Origin of the sequence: Pollutimonas rozaliensis (genome assembly GCF_048751585.1) — a bacterium.
In the GTDB taxonomy this organism is placed as follows: domain Bacteria; phylum Pseudomonadota; class Gammaproteobacteria; order Burkholderiales; family Burkholderiaceae_B.
Window position 1 is genome coordinate 178,543 of record NZ_JAZHOB010000006.1, and the last position, 18,576, is coordinate 197,118.

Genomic DNA, 18,576 nt, shown 5'->3' on the forward strand with positions numbered 1-18,576 from the left:
TTTTATGCTTTCCCTGTCAGTGTGAATGCGAGGCTGTCGCTTTACCAAGTTCTGACTTCAGCACAAAACTGTTCTCAGCTACGTAGTTCACTCCTGCAGATAAGCCGGAGGTAATTTCAGCCCGGTCATTGTTGATGGCACCAACCTGCACCGGCTGCGCAACAAACCCTCCGGGTACGGCGATAAATACAACCGACTGACCCTCGATGGTTTGTATGGCATCAGCCTTTACGGTTATATCGGAGTCTCGTTCATTCACAACGACATCTACCGTTACGAAGATGCCCGGTCGCCATGCCATGTCTGGGTTATCGAGCGTAATTCGTGCAGTAGCCGTGCGCGTTTGTTGTCCGACCAATGCACCCACATAGGAAACGGTACCGCGAACTGTTGAAGTAAAGGCAGCGCTCGAGACTTCGGCCTTCTTGCCGATTTGAACGCTTTCAAGATCTTTCGCGGCGATGCGAAATTCCACCCAGACGGTACGAAGGTCTGAGAGCGTAAAGACGCTCGCATCCTCTTGGACGGACTCACCGAGGGTTATATGCTTTTCGATAATGACACCATCAAATGGGGCCCGCAACTCGAGTCGGCTTAGTGAAGATGCGTCATCTGAAGCTCCTACCGTCTTAAGCTTTTGCTTGATGTTTTGCAACGCTATCTCTGTCTCTGCAAGTGCTGCGCGCGCTTGCAAAAAATCCTGCTCTGCAGAGACCTTTTCCTGCCACAACTTTCGTTCGCGGTTGTAGACCGTCCTGGCCAACGCGTTACGCTTTTGAGCCGCAAGCAACTCACTACGCATGTCGGCCAGTGTTGCACTCGAAATCGTCGCTAAAACCTGTCCCGCCTTTACTCGCTCACCAAGGGTCGCAGGCACGCTTTCGACGATTCCGGCAAGCCGCGGCACGACATGTGCGGTCCTATCCTCGTTGAATTTGATTTCACCGGGAAACTTCAGGGTTTTCTCAAGTGTTGCCGGGGCAGCGGTATCTATTAGTAGGCCAGTTGCTGTAATCTGCTCTTGTGATAGCTCGATTTTTCCTTCTTGGCGCTCGAGGCGTGCCGAGATGGTTTTGTTCTCCGCACCAACCTTAACCTCGACGCTCAAAGAGAAAAAATGCGGCTCTTCAATCAGTTGTTCGCTTTGAAGATATCCACTTACTGGAGTAAAGCTGAGATTCTGCACCTCTCCATTTGGTCTTGAGACCTGGCCCTTCGCTGTTATATTATCAATCGCAATAGTCGCGCCCGACGAGTTCACCCAGATACGTAAGCGAGGCTCGCCGCTGCCTTCAGCCAACAACATTTCAACGCTAATTTCTCCAGCTTGGGTGATTTCACCACCATTCGGTCCCTTCTCAGGGCTATCTGCATGGCTCTCTTCGGTTTCGGAGTGTTCTGCGTGGTCCTCATCGGCTGCGTAAGCCGCATTGGCAAACATAGGCGTTGCGGCAACCAGTGCCAGTCCAAATACCACCTGCAGTGCTCTAGCAGTCAAGCGTTGTCTATTATTGTTCATACGTATTGCTTATTTTGGGGGCTAAAATTCGCTCTATTTGAGCAAGAGCTTGATAACTATCGGATAATTCGGTGAGATAACGGGTTCGCGCTTGAAACAAGGTGCGCTGCGCATCAATAACTTCAGTAAATCCAAACTTACCTGCCTCGAACCCTTTCTTTGCCGTCTCGTAGGCCCGATTTGCAGTAGGAAGAATTAACGACTCGAGCTTCCCTGCTGCAGCTTTGGAAATATCGAACGCACTTGCGGCCTGCTGAAGCTCGACCATTAAGCGGGTTTTGAGTTCTCGGTAGTCGTCCCGACTCTTATAGGCAAGCATCGACGCCTCGTAGAGATTTCCCTGATTCCGGTTAAAGAGCGGCAACGGTATCGCTACACCAACAATGGTCTGATTGCGACCGAGCTCATTGTTTTGAGCCACTCCAACACTCAGCTCGATGTCGGGATACCGTTTACTGCGCTCGACTTGAATTTGGGCGCGACTTCGCTCGACGGCCAGTCGCGCCGATGCCACCAGAGGCGAGTCTCCAAGCGCAACGGCAAGATCATCCAGTGCGGGTCTCGTTGGCAATGCATCGATATCTCCTTTCGCCTGCGTAAATACCGGAGACGGATTACCCCAGAGTGCTGAAAGTCTCTGTCGAGCCGCCTTTAACTCGCTTTGCGCCTCACTCTGTTCAAGTTGCGCGTTCGCCACCTCCACCTGCGCCCGATTCTCTTCAAGCGGCGCGACCTTTCCTCCCGCCACACGCTGGGCCGCCACGTACAGCGCCCCACCTGCGATATCGACCGCGCTGGTTGTCAAAGCGACTTGCTCTTGAGCGATGAGAACATCAAAGAAAGCGGAAATCGTTCGTGACCGCACGTCAGCGCGAACTCCTTGCAGATCACTCCTTGTAACGTCCCGTGTTAGCTCAGCAGCTTTGATGCGCGCACTGCGCTTGCCGCCAAGCTCTATCGGGATGCTCAACCTACTTGTGGTTGTTCGTGTAGGCCTTCTGCTCGTGTCCTCGATTTCGAAGCTCAAAACCGGATTCGGGATTACACCCGCTTGGGATACGACCCCCTCGGACGAAGCAGCGAGATATTTAGCGGCCGAAAGAGAAGGGCTCCTTGCGAGAGCTAGGTTCAGCGCCTCATCAAGTGTCAGCTGGGTGGCTGGCTCAAGTTGCACCGTCGGACTATCTCTAAAAGAGTCAGGAGCAGGCTGCGCGAACGCTGGCCCACAAACTAGGGAAATAAACCCGATTAAGTAAAGAAAACTTCGCATGGAGTTACGCCAAAATGGTCCTGTACGAGTGAGCTGAAAGGAGAAACGAGGTCGGCATGCGGCCCAATAAGGTTTTTCATAGGACGAGAAGGCAGCCTTATGGATGACTCAGCTCAGCCCTTTCCAGAAGGGGCACTAGATGTGGCGCACTGAGTCAGACTACGACAATGAGACTCACACTTGTGAGCCGCCGTACGCGTTCCAGGCAGAAATATACCAGCTAGGCGCATATCGGACCCAAAGCCACCTCTAGCTTTCTATTCAAAGCTCAATATGGAACCGGCTGCATATGACCTGCCGCTTTGTAAGCCGCTAGTTCGGCTCGCACCTCGGCTCGAGTTTTGGAACTTTTAACTGGAGATACAGGCGGATAATCGAGCTCACCGCTACTTAACGTACCAGCCTTGCGAGCCGCCGCCAGTTCGGCAAGTACAGCTTGGCGGGACTTGGAGTTTGACGTATCCGCAGTGACTGGAGGGTAGTCAAGTTCACCGCTACTCAAGAGGCCTAAGGCCCGAGCCTCTTGCCGTTCGGCCACCACTTGGGCTCGAGTTTTGCCTTCGGAGGCATCAACGGGGGTGGCCTGGGCGACGCCAGCCACTAGCGAGATAGACAACATTAAACCAGTAACAAAGGTCTTCATAAAGACTCCATCGAATAGATAATGACAACTAGGCGGAAAAACTAACCGCCAGTGAAATTCGCAACGCGCTACGATGGAGATACTTTAATGAATCGGTCCTGACAACCAGGGGACACTTAGATTACTTTTTCGTTATGTTGCTGGAAGGTGCTCCGGGCCAGCCCGGCGCTGTCCCCCTGCATGGCACCCATAGACGAGTTGTAGCCCCCTACAGGCGCAGAGCCTGATGCATTGCATTTCTCGCGTGCGAGAAATGCGCCTGGCAGTCTTTCACCACACGAAAACCACTTGTCATGTAGCCACACTGAAACTACAGACAGCTGCTTGAGGGGTCATCATGCCAACCCGGCTGAGCGATGAGCACCGCTTCGAACACTTGCGGGAAGTTTCTGCATGCGGGCCGCCTCCAGCATCCGCGCAACTTCCTCGGAGCCCTGGTGGAATAGCACATAGCGCAGCACGAGACGCACGTCGTTGGGGTTCTCGGACAGGATCTTTGACGTGCGGATAGAAGGCGCGGGACGCCTCGTCGGAGATGTGGGTGTAGAACAGCCGTCCCGACTCGCTGCCGTACTTCGGGTTGACGTGCCCGGTACTCTCACACCGGCCACCACCAGCCCGGAAGCACTGACCATCGGAGGATGAAGTGGTACCGTCGCCCCAGCGTGCGGCGAAGGCATGGTGGTACTGGTGGTTGACCAGCTCGGTCAGAGGGGAGCGCCGATCAAAGCAGATTTTTTATGCAGTCGCCGACCATCACGAGAGTAGCATCCTTGTTTACGGCAAACCATATTGAAGAGGTGGACCCTGATGATTAGTGTCGAATCGTTAATAGAAAATAGTGAAGCCCCATAGCACGGTCAGCTGCGCTCGTTACTCTCGCACGTTCAAAAAGCTCACTGAAATGGCAAGACTGCTACGCGTCTCGCCATGAAGACCCGTCAATCTCGCATACGAGAAACGCGCATGGGAGTTCTTCATCACCAAGAAACGCTACTCTTGACTCACAGACTTCCCGATCCTCGTTGGATCCTATGCGTCACCCCTCTCTGAAGCGCGTGCTACGTCGAGAAAATCCAAATTTGTGTAAAGCATCGTGCGCCGAATGTTCTTGTGACGCATGGCTTGCGCAACTAAGCGCAGGTCTTTGCCTTCGAGCACCAGACGCGTGCCGAACGTGTGGCGAAGCCAATGCGTCGACGCTTGTAGAAGCACGTCCGCTTCAGTATCGCGTCCTTCACCCGCTGCGCCCAAGGGCTGGCCGTAGCGGTTGACGAACACGGGGGCGTCGTCAGCCCTTGGTTGACGCAGCAGCAATGACGCCAACAGATCAGCGGTCTCCGGCCAGAGTGGGCATATCCGATCTTTGCGGCCCTTGCCGTGCAGTTTCACTTGTGCGGGTGTTGTCAGGCGAATGTCGCGGGGGCACAGGCTCACGGCTTCCTGGATCCGTGCGCCCGTGTTGTACAGGAAGGCCAACAGCGCATGATCACGCTGTCCCTCCTTGGTTGATCGATCTGGCTGACCCAGGATGGCTGTAACCTCCTCGATGTCAAGATACTCCGGCTCGGCGCTCCTGCCTTTCTTGGTCGGGATGCGCAACACTGCCGCACACTGCCAAGCGCTCAAGGGCTCACGGTCCGCGACGAAGCGGTAGAACGAACGGATGGCTGCCAGACGGCAGTTGCGCGTTCCGATGGAGGTTTGTCGCTCGGCCTCGATATGCTTCAAGAATGCAAGCACTTCGTCAGCTGTCAGTTCTTCGAGCGTCAACGCGCTTGTTGATCGATGGTGCCGAGCAGCGACGAAGCGCAGGAACAGCCGCCAGGAGTCCCGATAGGACTTGATGGTGTGCTGTGAGCAATTGCGTTGTTCGGCCAGCCATTCGTCGAAGAAGGCATGGAGCCAGTACGCCAGAGGACGCCTGTTCATAGGAGGTCTCCCGATGTATATAAGGCGATCGCCCCATGTTTTCGATACCGCTCACCTGTCTCTTGCAGCAACTCGGGCGTCATGTTCAGGTATACCAAGGTGGAGCGGATGCTCTTGTGCCCGAGGTAGTGACCCTGCCCCGTTTCCACGTACAGCAAGAAGGTGGTAGTTTCTTGTTAACGGAGAAAGGAAATGAAAGAAAGCAACGTGCCCAAGAGGCAATATACGGACGACTATAAGTTGGAGTCGGCGCGCTTGGCGCAGTCGCTCGGTACGAATGAAGCTGCCCGGCGTTTAGGGATTCCCACGGCGACACTGGGGCGTTGGCGCCGCCAGCTGGACATTGCCACCTTAGCGCCTTCGGACGTCGTTAGTCGGCCGCCTGAGACACCACGACGCCCTGTCTCTGAGTTGGAGGCCGAGAACAGTCGCTTGCGTAAAGAGTTGGCCAGCGCCCGTTTGGACATCGAAATCCTGGGAAAAGCGACGGCGTACTTTGCCAGGGGGTCACGGTGAGGTACGCGTGGATCGATACGCAGCGTGGCATGTATAGCGTGTCGCGATTGTGTCGGGTATTGGCGGTATCGCGTTCCGGTTACTGCCAGTGGCGGGTGCGCACACCAAGTCAGCAACGTCTAGCCACTGCAGCACTGGACGTGCAGGTCAAATCCATCCACTAAGCCAGCCGGCGTAGCTACGGACGCCCTCGTATCGTACAAGCCTTACGTGAACAACATAACCACTACGTCAGCCATGAGCGGGTACGCCAAAGCCTTGTCAGGCAAGGTCTGAAGCCAGTCTATAAGCAACGCTATCGGAACACAACGGATTCAGACCATGCCTTACCCATTGCCCCTAATCTGCTTGCACGCCGATTTGATGAGTGGGGTCCTGATCAAGCCTGGGTAGGAGATATCACCTACGTAGCCACCCAGGAAGGCTGGCTGTATTTGGCGGCGATCCTGGATCTGAGCAGTCGAAGAATCGTGGGCTGGTCGTTGAGTGATCGGGTCAATTCGGACTTGGTATGCAAGGCGCTCAAAACAGCCTACTGGCAGCGCAAACCGGCGCCAGGCCTTATTATGCATACCGACCGCGGTAGCCAGTATGCCAGTCTCGTGCATCGTACGCTGTTGCACGATTACGGTATGGCGGCCTCCATGAGCCGACGTGCCAATGCCTGGGATAACGCAGTGATGGAAAGCTTTTTTAAATCCCTGAAGGTAGAACGCATTTACCAGGTGCGCTATGCAACGCGGGCACAGGCCAGGCTCGATATCGTCAGTTGGATTGAAGGCTTTTATAATCGGGAACGACTGCATTCAGCCAACGACTATCGTACGCCGGTTCAAATGGAGGCGCTACTTAAAGCAGCATGAGTTGCTGTACGTGAAACCGAGGCAAGTTCAGCTGGTCGGCCGCAACTATGGCTGGTTGTGGGCCGATCCGGGCATGGGTGTGGTCGGCGCACTGGTGATTGCCCGCTGGTCATGGGGGCTGATACGCGACTCCGGCAGCGTACGACTTGATGCTACGGCTGAAAGTGGGCAAGTGCAGCGGGAAATTCGGGAGGCGGTGGCGCCAACGGGTAGCCAGATCACAGATCTACACGTCTGGCAGGTCGGGCCCGGCCATTTTGCAGCGATTGTTTCGTTGATAGCCCCAGAACCGCAGGAACCCGCGCACTACAAGGCGGTGCTCGCGCATATCCATGAGTTGTCACACGTTACGATCGAAGTGCAGCGCGAGGCCGTATGAACATCGGGGCGACGCTTAAAGCTTGGGCCAAGCGGATGAAGCGTGATGGCGTGACACTATGGTTTGCGGGAAAACATCCCCTAACACCATGGTATGCCAAAGCCCTGGGGCTATTTGTGGTCGCCTATGCGCTGAGCCCCATCGACCTGATTCCAGACTTCATCCCTGTGCTGGGCTATCTCGATGACGTGATCCTGCTGCCCGTCCTGATCTGGTTGACCGTCAAGCTGCTGCCGCCGCAAGTGCTGGCACAATGCCGAATCCAGGCCGACGAATGGATGCAAACGGAAGGTGCCAAGCCAAGAAGCCGATTCGGCGCGGTGCTGATCGTGGCGCTATGGCTGGCGGCGGGGATGGCATTGTGGTTTTGGATTGAGCCGCATGGGTAGGCTGTCTTTGATCGTGCATTGATCAGCCAGAGCGTGTCGGCGCCAGCGCTTCGCTTGCAGTAAAAGTGGCCCCGCCAAAATGCGGCACGAGGGGCGGTTCACCGACACGCCGCCCATCGCTGCTCTGGATAAATACCGGCCCATTTAGGCGTGTGGCACAGACCACAAGGCCTGTCATAAAAATTTCACTGGTTATGCACAGGCTTGCACACAGAATCTGTGGATAACCTGAGCGTGTCGGCGCAATGCGCCGCCGGGCTTTCGGGCTGCGCCCCATGCCTAACTTGCCAGCAATGGCCTGGGCGATACGGCAGTTGTCACCGGCGAGCATGACTGAGCGCACGCCCATCGCCTTGAGTTGGGCGACTCCTCCCTGGGCGTCGTCCCTTCATTCATCTCGCAGCGCCACCAGCCCAAGCGCTACCCGGGTTTGTTCGTCAAACAGAACAGAAACGGACTTGCGTCGTTTTGCAGCGTCTCGATGGTTGCGTGTTGCCCGGGCGACAGCGCCGCCACCTGGACGGCGTAGACAGGCGATCCGACCCAGCGGATAAATAAGCTGCGTATGGAAAGAGTAGCTCCTTCCATACGCAAGTAGGGCTCAAGGCCAAACAAAGAACATCAGAGCAAAAACTAAACTACGCGCTTGAGTTCTGCGTAGTCCCCATTTGTTCGAAGAGTCACAGTAACGTCTGATTCAGTTCGGTTGCGCCAGAACCAACCGTGATTGCCATCAAATGCCGCGTCTAACACTCCTTCATCATTCGCCACACCACGGCCTTTTTCATAGGAAATAGAGCGCCCACCCCCATCGCCATGCGTGTCATAGTTCACGACAGCACCATTGGCCGTCCAGGAAAAATTGGCTTTTGCTCCCGCCGCCATAACCAGCTTGACTTCAGCCCCTTGTCCGGGCTTCAGGGTAATACTCATTTCATCGGATCTTCCGGCTTGAGCAGGCGCTGCCGTGGCTTGTGTATTGGACGGTGCTCCCGAAGCTTGAGCGACAGGGGCAGGTGATTGCAGCGGCTGACTGACTGTAGGAGTCACGCTTGATGCAGCGACGGGCGCAGACGGCTGTTGCGCAGGTTCTCTAGCGACAGTATCGGCCGCAGCATCTGCGGCTGCTTCGGCTGCCAGTTGCGTCTTAATTTCACCCATTTCAGTTAGACCCAACATACGGCCGATTCGCGTGGGATCGATCGCATATTCGGATGGGAGTACTACTGTCACAAGAATGACCAGGGCAGAGATAGCAGCAATAATAGTGGAGCGCTTGAGTTGTTCGGAAGTCGGCAACTCTGAGCGACGTGGAAGGTCGGTGTTGTACATATTGAATCCTTTACGAAACGAAATAGCCGGTAATTTGATAGCCCATCAGGATGAAGCCTGCGCTCATCATGACGACATTGGCGGTGTAGGCGTGACGCCAGAAGCTCTCCGTGCGACGCCAATAGCTCATGGCGATGAGGATTGCACCAAGAGCCAGCAATTGCCCAATCTCCACGCCAACATTGAAGGCGAGCAGATTAGGGACCAGGCCATCTGGTGAGATGTTGTATTCGATGATCTTTGTAGACAGGCCAAAGCCGTGGAAAAATCCGAAAATCAATGTCGCCACTTTGGTATTGGGCTGAAATCCAAGCCAGCGCTGGTATGCGCCCATGTTGTCGAGCGCCTTGTAGACGACCGACAAGCCAATGATGGTGTCTATGATGTAACTATTGATCCCGACATTGAAATACCCACCAAGTAGCATGGTGGTGGAGTGTCCAACGGCAAATAGGCTTACATAGAGGCCGATATGTTTCATCCGATAGAGGAAGAAAATCACACCGAGCAAAAACAGGATATGGTCATATCCGGTCACCATGTGTTTGGCGCCAAGATAGACGAACGGCAGCAAACTAATGCCCGTTATCTCTTGTATATAGCCCTTATCGCCTTCCGCCACGGCGTGACCAAAGGCTGCGTCGGCGAATAGTAAAAGAGGCAGGAAAGCAAGGCAAAGAAAAGTTGCTCGCTTCCCATGTATGGGCGAGCGTAGCCAGCCCCCAAGGAAGGGTCTAAACATGAGTACTCCGATAGTTTCGATGAAGTTGAAATGGTCTTGATTGACCGGTTTTCAGGTAACGAAATCGGCTTTCGGAGGGCGCTCAAGAAGAAAACTATGGTGAGGGAGCTTGGATGGCGACGACACCGGATACCACGTTTGGGGTATGGGCGCTAGCGCAACTAATACTTCGGGAGGAAGATTTTGTATTTCGTGTGAGTGATCGACTGAATTATGGCCGTGCAGATGGCCAGCCTGTTTTTCTTCTTCTAGGCCAAAGTCGTGGCTATGCCCATGATCAGAAATCTCTACTACAGGTAGCTCGGCATGACGCAGTTTTTCTGCATAAGCCAGTGCAAGCGGGTCATGTGACGTTGAGTGTGCCATCGGTAGAGTCGCCAAAATACTCAGAATCATTGCAATCGCAGTGATAAAGCGAATTGTTGATCGGCCGAACCGGTTTTGCATGAAATCTATCGTATCTGCCTAATTTGCGAGATTGGTCCGCGTTCTAGGAACGGGAACCAACAATAAATACATCGTATCTAGCGGGATCGTATTGTAGCAGGCGTTGCATGTCTGCCCATGGCAGGCTTTGGACATAGCACTTTCAATTAGTCGGGCGTCCCTCTGAGTAGCTGGCTTACGCGGTCACTACCGTCGGTCAGATATTCGTTCTCTTGTCATATCCCCCCAGGGGGGATACTATTCTCATATGACAATGCCGCATAAGCACTCAACCCATCCCGATCTCATCAAGCGATTAAAACGTGCAGAGGGCCACCTTCGGCACGTTATCGGCATGATTGAAGACGAGCAACCCTGCCTCGATATCGCTCGCCAGCTTACTGCGGTGGAAAGCGCGGTAACCGCAGCGAAACGTGTCCTGATTCATGACCACATCGACCATTGCCTGGATCATGACACGGCTTCGGTCTTAGCTGAAATGAAAGCACTTTCAAAACTCCTTTGAAGGGATTTCATGCTTGCCATCCTGAAAAACCGCATTTATCGTCATTTGTTTGCCGCACAAGTGATCGCACTGATTGGTACAGGACTGATGACAGTGGCGCTTGGCCTTCTTGCATATGAGTTGGCAGGGGCGGATGCGGGGGCAGTTCTTGGCACCGCGCTTGCAATCAAGATGCTCGCCTATGTTGGAATCGCTCCGGTTGCGCAAGCTTTCGCCGATCGGTTTCCGAGGCGCTCGCTACTTGTTGCTCTCGATTTGGTTCGAGCCGCCGTGGCGCTAAGCCTGCCCTTTGTGACCGAAATCTGGCAAATCTATTTGCTGATTTTCGTTTTGCAGGCCGGATCGGCTGGGTTTACACCGACTTTTCAGGCGACCATCCCGGATATCCTGCCTGACGAAGAGGAATATACGAAAGCATTGTCCCTATCACGGCTGGCTTACGATCTGGAAAATCTGATTTCTCCGATGTTGGCGGCAGCGCTGCTGACTGTCATAAGCTTCCACAGCTTGTTTGCCGGAACGGTTGTCGGTTTTCTTATCTCAGCCGCACTTGTGGTCAGTGTCACGCTTCCTACGACCGCTCCTGGTCCACAAAGAGGAATTTGGGACCGCACGACGCGGGGCATTCGTATTTATCTCGCCACACCGCGCTTGCGGGGGCTGTTGGCGATCAGCCTCGCGGTTTCAGCAGCGGGTGCCATGGTGATTGTGAACACAGTGGTTATCGTGAAGGCTCGCTTTGGGCTTGGTGATACTGAAGTTGCTTGGGCGTTAGCGGCCTTTGGCGGTGGATCTATGATTGCCGCACTGACTCTGCCCGGTCTGCTCAACAAGGTTTCTGATAGGCTGGTCATGGTTACGGGGGCGACTGTTTTGGTTCTCGGTACCGCCATTGGTGCACTGATTCCGACCTATACGATATTGTTGCCACTCTGGCTGGTGATAGGCTTTGGCTATAGCGTGGCACAGACGCCTTCTGGACGGCTTTTACGTCGTTCCTCCCATGCTGGGGATCGGCCAGCAGTTTTTGCCGCGCAATTTGCACTCTCTCACGCTTGTTGGCTGATCTGTTATCCACTGGCAGGGCGCTTTGGCGCTTCTTTCGGGCTGCAATCAACATTCATCACCATGTCGCTGATCGGTTTAACCGGAGTGGCGTTGGCGTTGAGGCTATGGCCTGCCAGTGATTCAACCGACATCGCACACGAGCACCCGGATTTGCCGCCCGATCACCCCCACTTACTGGAGTACGCCGCGCAGGGCGAGCACCGCCATCTTCTTTTCATGGATGATCTGCACCGGAACTGCTTGGTGCGGACGACGTGTGTCGCCGGATAGGAGTTCTTCCGCCTATGAATTTCTTCTCCACTATGATTTTGGCTCTAGCCATGTCGACCGACACATTTGCGGCCGCCGTCGGCAAGGGTACGGCTCTTCGAAAGCCGCGGGTATCCGAAGCCTTAAGAACCGGTGTAATTTTTGGTGTGATTGAAGCCGTTACTCCCTTGATCGGCTGGGGCCTGGGCTCAGTAGCGGCTGGTTTCGTCGCCGACTGGAACCATTGGATTGCGTTTGGCCTGCTACTGATCTTGGGTGCGCTGATGGTCCGCAACGGTCTCAAAGTGGATCAGGAGGATGCAGCGCCAGTGGCGCGTCACTCCTTCTGGCTACTTGCGGCTACCGGGTTTGCTACAAGCATCGATGCCATGGCAGTCGGCGTGAGTTTGGCATTTATAGATAACAATATTCTGGTAACCGCCGCCGCCATAGGTTTTGCAACGCTTTTGATGGTAACGCTCGGGGTCATGGTCGGCCGAATAATCGGCAACGTTGCTGGTAAACGAGCGGAAATCCTTGGCGGTGTGGCGCTGATCGGCATTGGCGCCACTATTCTGTATGAACATCTCACAGTTTAATGGCGAGGAAATAATTCACACTCGTTCGCTACTGCCTGATGGCCCTGACGATTACCAAGATCAACGCCAAGTCCATCGTGTCGTTGAGTCGGAGATGGGGCAGCGCGAAAAAACCGGTCGCCCATGACCATGTTGTGGATTCAATTCGTTGTTCACCATAGTGACGAGGGCGTTCTGTAAAAGGAAGGAGCTATAGGATCACGGTTTTCCATACCTCCCGATGACGGGACAAGCACTGCTTCATGCCATATGCAAACCGGTTTAATCTGACAATCTAGTTACGCGTCGATTACATTTTTGTCATCTTCGTATAAACGATCCATCTTCTGATAGCTTTTCAGTGTGAGCTCGTTATAGTGCGGCAATTATAGCCATTTTAGGCATATTTTTCGGTGAGGAGGATCGACCCTGTTCAGTTGTCACTCCGCATGTTTATCGCTTTACATAAAAATCGTCTCCTGATGCACCGAGAAGGAGCATGGTTTCTTTTTCGATGCCATATCGGCGTCGAAGTTCTAGAGTGAGACTTCATGGAACTACGACACCTTCGTTGCTTTATCGCAGTTGCAGAAGAGCCTCACTTTGCACGAGCAGCAGAGCGGCTGCATATTGAGCAATCTCCGCTATCGCGCGCCATCAAGGAATTGGAAGAAGAGTTGAGCGTGCAGCTTTTCGTCCGAACCACGCGTAGCACCCGGATCACCCTTGCCGGCGAGCTTTTCCTGGAACATGTGCAACGCGCACTTGCCGCCTTGGAGCAAGCGCGGGAAAGCGTTAAGTCTGTTGCTAATGGCTTTCAGGGGCAGTTGCGCGTTGCCTTGTCTGACGGCATTACTCCATCGCGCCTACCGACCCTACTGGCACGATGTCGCGAAGAAGACCCTGAAGTTGAGGTTCGGTTATTCGAGGTGCCGCTGGCTCAGCAAATTAAAGGACTGCACGATGACCTATATGACGCAGGCTTCTCTATGGCTGATGCGGTGGGTGACGGCATCATTGTCGAAGCGGTTTGGGAAGATCAGTTGATGGTGGCTGTGCCTGCACGTCATCCTGTGCTGGAGTACCGCAAAATTCCGCTAGAGGAAGTGCTGCGCTATCCCCTCGTACTGGGTGACCCCGCTGTATGCGAGGGCCATGCTCGCCAGGTCGATCGTGTGTTGCGTAGGCAGGATAAGGAACCGCTACTCGCGCAGCGTGTGGCCTCATTCGACGTGATGATGGCGCTTGTGTCGGCGGGTCTAGCATTGGGCCTTGCTGGTGCCGCACATATCGCATCCACCCGCGAGCCGGGAGTTGTGGCGCGGCAACTTGCAGGGCGTCCGCCCATGTTAATCACCTACTTGTTGCGTCGGGATGCCGAGCCGTCGCTGATGCTGGCTCGGTTTATTGAACGGCTGGAGTTTATCGAGTCGGGCGCATAGAGATCGGTATTTATCTCGATTTATACATTTCGGGGGTGGTCAGGCTATGAAACAGATAAAGATTATTATGTTGTTACCGACGATGCTGCTGGCGGCTTGCGATCGGTCAACACCGCCCACCGCCGTCACTACCCCGGAGACTGTAGAGTCGCTAGCGGCAAATCCCGAACGGTTGAAGGAGCTACGTCAGCAGTGCAAGACAGATCGCACCAATCTGGGGGACGTGCTTTGCGACCGGGTGGCCGAAGCTACGCGTAAACGCTTCTATGGCGACGGCACAGTGCCTTACACCCCCTCGGATACGCCACCGAAGTTCTAATCGTCGGCATTTCCCGACAAATTCCGTTTTTCTTAACCGACACGCCGCAGCGTCCTCGCGCTTGCGGCGTTTTCGTCCTGTTCGCCTGTGCATGCACTGATGCTTTTTTCATCAGCATTGTCCTGATAACGGTCTTTGACCGGCACTGACCCAGCACCGATTCTCATGGGGCGGACACATTTTTTGTGCCGCTTTGGAACGAGGAATCAGGGCAAGAGAAGTCGGAGGCAGGGGTATGCAAGGGACGAACGTGCTGTTTGGGCAGATCGCCGTCGTATTCGGCATTGTGATCGCCGGTGTGTGGGGTGCCACACAATGGACAGCTGCCGCCCTGGGTTATCAGCTACGCCTGGGCTTGCCCTGGTTTGATTTTCTCGGCATACCGATCTATCACCCGTGGCGGCTGTTCGAGTGGTGGTTTTTCTTTGATGCTTATGCGTCGGAGGTATTTAACGCTGGTGGCATTATTGCCGGGGGCAGTGGCTTGATCGCCGTGGTGGTCGCCATCGGCATGTCGATCTGGCGTTCGCGCCAGGCGAGGCTGGTCACGACCTATGGTTCGGCACGCTGGGCGCAAGCGCCGGATATCCGCAAAGCGGGGCTGACTCAGCCGACTGGCATTTTCCTGGGCCTGCATGATGACCAATACCTACGCCATGAAGGGCCGGAGCATGTGCTGGCTTTTGCTCCCACCCGCTCGGGCAAGGGCGTGGGCCTGGTGGTGCCGACCTTGCTGTCCTGGCCGGCTTCGGCCGTCATTCACGACATCAAGGGCGAGAACTGGCAGATCACGGCTGGCTGGCGTGCCCGCTTCTCGCACTGCCTGCTGTTCAACCCGACCGATACGAAGTCCGCCAGGTACAACCCGCTGCTGGAAGTGCGTCGGGGTGAGCACGAAGTTCGGGATGTGCAGAACATTGCCGACATTCTGGTCGATCCCGAAGGTGCACTGGAGAAGCGCAACCATTGGGAAAAGACTTCGCACGCGCTGCTGGTGGGCGCCATCCTGCATGTGCTCTATGCGGGCGAGGACAAGACGCTGCGCGGTGTGGCGAACTTCCTGTCCGACCCAGCGTGTCCCTTTGAGCTGACTTTGCACCGGATGATGACAACCTCGCATCTTGGCGATGCGCCGCATCCGGTGGTGGCCTCCGCCGCCCGTGAAGTGCTCAATAAATCGGACAACGAACGCTCCGGCGTGCTGTCCACCGCCATGTCTTTCCTTGGCCTGTACCGCGATCCCACAGTGGCCGAGGTCACCTCGCGCTGCGATTGGCGTATTGCTGACCTGATCGCCGCCGAACACCCGGTCTCGCTGTATTTAGTGGTGCCGCCTTCAGACATCAGCCGTACCAAGCCGCTGATTCGCCTGATTCTCAACCAGATCGGACGGCGGCTGACGGAGTCGCTGGACGGGTCGGATGGCATCGCCCGCCGCCACAAGCTGCTGTTGATGCTTGATGAATTTCCGGCGCTGGGCCGCCTGGACTTCTTCGAGACGGCGCTGGCCTTCATGGCGGGCTATGGCATCCGCAGTTTTCTCATTGCGCAATCGCTCAACCAGATCGACAAAGCATACGGCCAGAACCATTCGATTCTGGATAACTGCCATGTGCGTGTGACCTTCGCCACCAACGACGAACGCACGGCCAAGCGCATTTCCGAAACCCTGGGCACTGCCACTGAGCTGCGGTCGCAGCGCAACTACGCCGGGCATCGGCTCGCGCCTTGGTTGGGACACCTGATGGTGTCACGCCAGGAAACAGCGCGACCACTGCTGACCCCCGGCGAGGTGATGCAGCTTCCGCCCGACGAATCGGTTGTGATGGTGTCCAGTGTCGCGCCCATCAAGGCCAAGAAGCTGCGCTATTACGCAGATGCCAATTTCTCGCAGCGCGTACTGCCGCCACCTGCGCTTGCCACCGGGCACTACGCGGATGCGCCACCGGCACGGCCTGACGATTGGAGTGGTTTGGCGATTCCGGCCATGCCTGCCTTACCGGTTACGGCATCTGCCGATGATTTGGGCACCGCCGACGATGGTGGCCCGCGTCACCAGCCCGAACTTTCTGAATCCACCGTTTACAGCCCTGAACTGGAATATCCGACCAGCGACCTGAGGCTGCTTGATGACGATGACTTGCCGCCGATACTTCCCAGCCAGATTGACCCCGCCATGCAGCGCGTGGCGCGCATGGCCTCCCTTGATCCTGATGACGGAATCCAGCTATGAGCCGATATCGCCTGAATCTCTTTATTCATCCTGAACACGCCAAGCGCCTGGACGAACTGGCCGCCAAGAAAGGTGTGTCCAAATCGTCCATCGTGGCGGCAGCTTTGGCATCCTGGCTCTCGCCGGATGCGGGCGACCAGCGTGAAGCGGCGATGGCCAAGCGGCTCGATCGCCTGTCTCGCCAATTCGAGCGCCTGGAGCGTGACCAGAATATCCAGATCGAGACGCTGGCGCTGTTCGTACGCTACTACCTGACCGTGAGTACGCCGGTGCCCGAAGCCCATCAGGACGCGGCCCGTGCCCAGGGCAAGGCACGCTTCGAGCAATTCGTCGAACAGCTTGGCCGTCACCTGCTGCGTGGCCGCAGCTTGGTGCGCGATGTGGTGGAAGAACTGCACCCCGAGCCGGTACGCATGGACGATACGGCGCCTCCGTTTGAGGCACAAGAGCGTGTCTCATGAGCGCCGTCCCCAAATCATCTACCGCCGTTGCCCTGGATCGTCGTATTCAGATGCTGCGTACCGCCATGGGGCCGGTGATCGCCGCCGCGCTGGAAGACCCCGATGTGGTGGAAATTATGCTGAATCCCGACCGTTCGCTCTGGGTGGATCGTCTTTCCAGTGGGCGTGCGCCGCTGGGTGTGGAGCTATCCGAAGCCGACGGCGAACGCATTATCCGGTTGGTTGCGGCCCACGTCGGTGCGGAAGTGCATCGCGGCCAGCCGCTACTGACTGCCGAGTTGCCCGAAACCGGCGAACGCTTTGAGGGCATTTTGCCGCCGGCTGCTCCCGGCCCGGCCTTCGCGCTGCGCAAGCGTGCCATAGGCGTGATTCCGCTGGAACGCTACATCACCGACGGCATGATGAGCGCCGCCCAAGCCGATTTTCTGGTACGGGCGGTGCGCGCCCGTCAGAACATCCTCATTGCCGGGGGCACCAGCACCGGCAAGACCACGCTTGCCAATGCCTTACTGGCCGAGATCGCCGCCACGGGCGACCGCGTGCTGGTGCTCGAAGACACGGTCGAACTGCAATGCACCGCCCGCGACCATGTGCCACTGCGCACTCGTATGGGTGTGGTGACGATGCAAGAACTGGTGCGCGCCACGATGCGTCTGCGCCCTGACCGTGTAGTGGTGGGCGAAGTACGCGGCGGTGAAGCACTGGATCTCATCAAGGTCTGGGGCACCGGCCACCCGGGCGGCATCGCCACCATCCACGCCGGTTCTGCCGTAGGTGCGCTGCTGCGCCTGGAGCAACTGATTCTGGAAGTGGCGGTGAACCCGCCGCGCGCCCTGATCGCCGAGGCGGTCAACGTCGTGATCTACATCGCCGGACGCGGACGCAAGCGCCGCATTGAGAACATCGCCCACGTCGTCGGTTTTGACGGCACAGGCTACCAACTGGCTGATGCGCTGGAAACCCCGTCTCCCGAACCGTCGCCGCCTTCTTTCCCATCCCCTGATCTGTCTGGAGAACTGTCATGACACCTGCTGATGCCTTCCGTATTTCCGTAGTTCCGCTTTTCACCATGAACCGCTTACGCCAGCTTGCCCGGCCTGCCGCGCACGGGCTGTTGCTGGCCGCGCTGCTGATGCTTCTGGCCGGCGCGGCACAAGCCGCCGGTTCCTCCATGCCGTGGGAAGGGCCGCTGCAATCCATTCTGGAGTCCATCCAGGGGCCGGTGGCCCGCATCGTCGCGGTCATCATCATTATCGCCACGGGCTTGGCGCTCGCGTTTGGCGACACCAGCGGGGGCTTTCGTAAGCTGATTCAAATCGTCTTTGGCCTGTCGATCGCCTTTGCGGCATCGAGCTTCTTTCTGTCGTTCTTTTCCTTCTCTGGCGGGGCCGTCGTATGAATACCGACAACGAAGGCGTATCGAGCTTCGCCACCGGCTTTGAGATTCCGCTGCACCGCTCGCTGACCGAGCCGATTCTGATGGGCGGCGCACCGCGCACCGTGGCGATTGCCAACGGTACGCTGGCCGCCGCCGTGGGGCTGGGCCTGCAATTGTGGATTCCGGGCTTGGTGCTATGGATCGTCGGCCATTCCCTGGCGGTGTGGGGTGCACGGGTTGACCCGCAGTTCATGCAGGTCTTCGCACGCCACATCAAGCACAAAACGCTGCTGGACGTGTGAGGGGATGAC

19 protein-coding genes and 2 pseudogenes are annotated in these 18,576 nt (G+C 56.3%); 13 read left to right on the top strand and 8 right to left on the bottom strand.

Annotation, left to right across the window (positions count from 1 at the left end; translation table 11 throughout):
- Window positions 1–16: 16 nt before the first annotated feature.
- The 5 genes and pseudogenes from V0R37_RS12700 to V0R37_RS12720 form a co-directional block, all read right to left on the bottom strand.
- Window positions 17–1,519, bottom strand: a complete 1,503-nt coding sequence (locus tag V0R37_RS12700; RefSeq protein WP_420374867.1) for an efflux RND transporter periplasmic adaptor subunit — start codon at window positions 1,517–1,519, stop codon at window positions 17–19.
- On the bottom strand, window positions 1,509–2,789 hold the full coding sequence (locus V0R37_RS12705) for a TolC family protein (protein ID WP_420374868.1): 1,281 nt from the start codon (window positions 2,787–2,789) through the stop codon (window positions 1,509–1,511). Before V0R37_RS12705 ends, V0R37_RS12700 begins: the two co-directional genes overlap by 11 nt.
- 268 nt (window positions 2,790–3,057) lie before the next feature.
- Entirely contained in the window at window positions 3,058–3,432 is a 375-nt protein-coding gene (locus V0R37_RS12710; RefSeq protein WP_420374869.1) for a DUF4148 domain-containing protein, read from the bottom strand.
- A 525-nt stretch (window positions 3,433–3,957) separates the two neighbouring features.
- Window positions 3,958–4,143, bottom strand: a pseudogene (locus V0R37_RS12715) (Tn3 family transposase); the annotation flags it as partial.
- Window positions 4,144–4,464: 321 nt separating this feature from the next.
- A complete protein-coding gene (locus tag V0R37_RS12720) occupies window positions 4,465–5,364 on the bottom strand; it encodes a tyrosine-type recombinase/integrase (RefSeq protein ID WP_420374870.1) in 900 nt (299 codons plus the stop codon).
- 192 nt (window positions 5,365–5,556) lie between these two features.
- On the opposite strand from V0R37_RS12720, the pseudogene V0R37_RS12725 reads away from it, so the two are divergent.
- The 3 genes and pseudogenes from V0R37_RS12725 (at window position 5,557) to V0R37_RS12735 (ending at window position 7,511) form a co-directional block, all read left to right on the top strand.
- Window positions 5,557–6,743: pseudogene (locus tag V0R37_RS12725) on the top strand (IS3 family transposase).
- A gap of 10 nt (window positions 6,744–6,753) precedes the next feature.
- The gene (locus V0R37_RS12730; RefSeq protein WP_489685802.1) at window positions 6,754–7,122 is read left to right on the top strand and encodes a cation diffusion facilitator family transporter; all 369 of its coding nucleotides are present in this window, start codon (window positions 6,754–6,756) and stop codon (window positions 7,120–7,122) included.
- On the top strand, window positions 7,119–7,511 hold the full coding sequence (locus V0R37_RS12735) for a YkvA family protein (RefSeq protein WP_420374871.1): 393 nt from the start codon (window positions 7,119–7,121) through the stop codon (window positions 7,509–7,511). Before V0R37_RS12730 ends, V0R37_RS12735 begins: the two co-directional genes overlap by 4 nt.
- 633 nt (window positions 7,512–8,144) lie before the next feature.
- Here V0R37_RS12735 and V0R37_RS12740 read toward each other — a convergent pair.
- The 3 genes from V0R37_RS12740 to V0R37_RS12750 are packed head-to-tail and all read right to left on the bottom strand — an operon-like array spanning window position 8,145 to window position 10,032.
- The gene (locus V0R37_RS12740; protein ID WP_420374872.1) at window positions 8,145–8,843 is read right to left on the bottom strand and encodes a transmembrane anchor protein; all 699 of its coding nucleotides are present in this window, start codon (window positions 8,841–8,843) and stop codon (window positions 8,145–8,147) included.
- A 10-nt stretch (window positions 8,844–8,853) separates the two neighbouring features.
- Window positions 8,854–9,585: a HupE/UreJ family protein gene (locus V0R37_RS12745; RefSeq protein ID WP_420374873.1), complete on the bottom strand. Its 732-nt coding sequence runs from the start codon at window positions 9,583–9,585 to the stop codon at window positions 8,854–8,856.
- Between the two features lie 51 nt (window positions 9,586–9,636).
- Complete coding sequence (locus tag V0R37_RS12750) at window positions 9,637–10,032, bottom strand: hypothetical protein (protein ID WP_420374874.1); 396 nt, start codon at window positions 10,030–10,032, stop codon at window positions 9,637–9,639.
- Window positions 10,033–10,279: 247 nt separating this feature from the next.
- On the opposite strand from V0R37_RS12750, the gene V0R37_RS12755 reads away from it, so the two are divergent.
- From V0R37_RS12755 to V0R37_RS12800, 10 genes are all read left to right on the top strand, one after another.
- Window positions 10,280–10,537, top strand: a complete 258-nt coding sequence (locus V0R37_RS12755; protein ID WP_102075928.1) for a metal-sensing transcriptional repressor — start codon at window positions 10,280–10,282, stop codon at window positions 10,535–10,537.
- A 9-nt stretch (window positions 10,538–10,546) separates the two neighbouring features.
- Entirely contained in the window at window positions 10,547–11,875 is a 1,329-nt protein-coding gene (locus V0R37_RS12760; RefSeq protein WP_420374875.1) for an MFS transporter, read from the top strand.
- Window positions 11,876–11,889: 14 nt separating this feature from the next.
- Window positions 11,890–12,453 (top strand): manganese efflux pump MntP, encoded by a 564-nt coding sequence (gene mntP, locus V0R37_RS12765; RefSeq protein ID WP_420374876.1) that lies wholly within the window; start codon window positions 11,890–11,892, stop codon window positions 12,451–12,453.
- A 530-nt stretch (window positions 12,454–12,983) separates the two neighbouring features.
- Window positions 12,984–13,874 carry a LysR family transcriptional regulator gene (locus tag V0R37_RS12770; RefSeq protein ID WP_420374877.1) on the top strand — a complete coding sequence of 297 codons (891 nt, stop codon included), beginning with the start codon at window positions 12,984–12,986 and terminating at the stop codon, window positions 13,872–13,874.
- 67 nt (window positions 13,875–13,941) lie between these two features.
- A complete protein-coding gene (locus V0R37_RS12775; RefSeq protein WP_420374878.1) occupies window positions 13,942–14,193 on the top strand; it encodes an EexN family lipoprotein in 252 nt (83 codons plus the stop codon).
- Between the two features lie 235 nt (window positions 14,194–14,428).
- Entirely contained in the window at window positions 14,429–16,426 is a 1,998-nt protein-coding gene (locus V0R37_RS12780; RefSeq protein WP_420374879.1) for a conjugal transfer protein TraG, read from the top strand.
- The gene (locus V0R37_RS12785) at window positions 16,423–16,887 is read left to right on the top strand and encodes a CopG family transcriptional regulator (protein ID WP_420374880.1); all 465 of its coding nucleotides are present in this window, start codon (window positions 16,423–16,425) and stop codon (window positions 16,885–16,887) included. The genes V0R37_RS12780 and V0R37_RS12785 overlap by 4 nt, the downstream gene beginning before the upstream one ends.
- Window positions 16,884–17,912 (top strand): P-type conjugative transfer ATPase TrbB, encoded by a 1,029-nt coding sequence (trbB, locus tag V0R37_RS12790; RefSeq protein WP_420374881.1) that lies wholly within the window; start codon window positions 16,884–16,886, stop codon window positions 17,910–17,912. Before V0R37_RS12785 ends, trbB begins: the two co-directional genes overlap by 4 nt.
- Window positions 17,909–18,286, top strand: a complete 378-nt coding sequence (locus V0R37_RS12795; RefSeq protein WP_420374882.1) for a TrbC/VirB2 family type IV secretion system protein — start codon at window positions 17,909–17,911, stop codon at window positions 18,284–18,286. The genes trbB and V0R37_RS12795 overlap by 4 nt, the downstream gene beginning before the upstream one ends.
- A complete protein-coding gene (locus V0R37_RS12800; RefSeq protein WP_420374883.1) occupies window positions 18,283–18,567 on the top strand; it encodes a VirB3 family type IV secretion system protein in 285 nt (94 codons plus the stop codon). Before V0R37_RS12795 ends, V0R37_RS12800 begins: the two co-directional genes overlap by 4 nt.
- Window positions 18,568–18,576 lie beyond the last annotated feature (9 nt).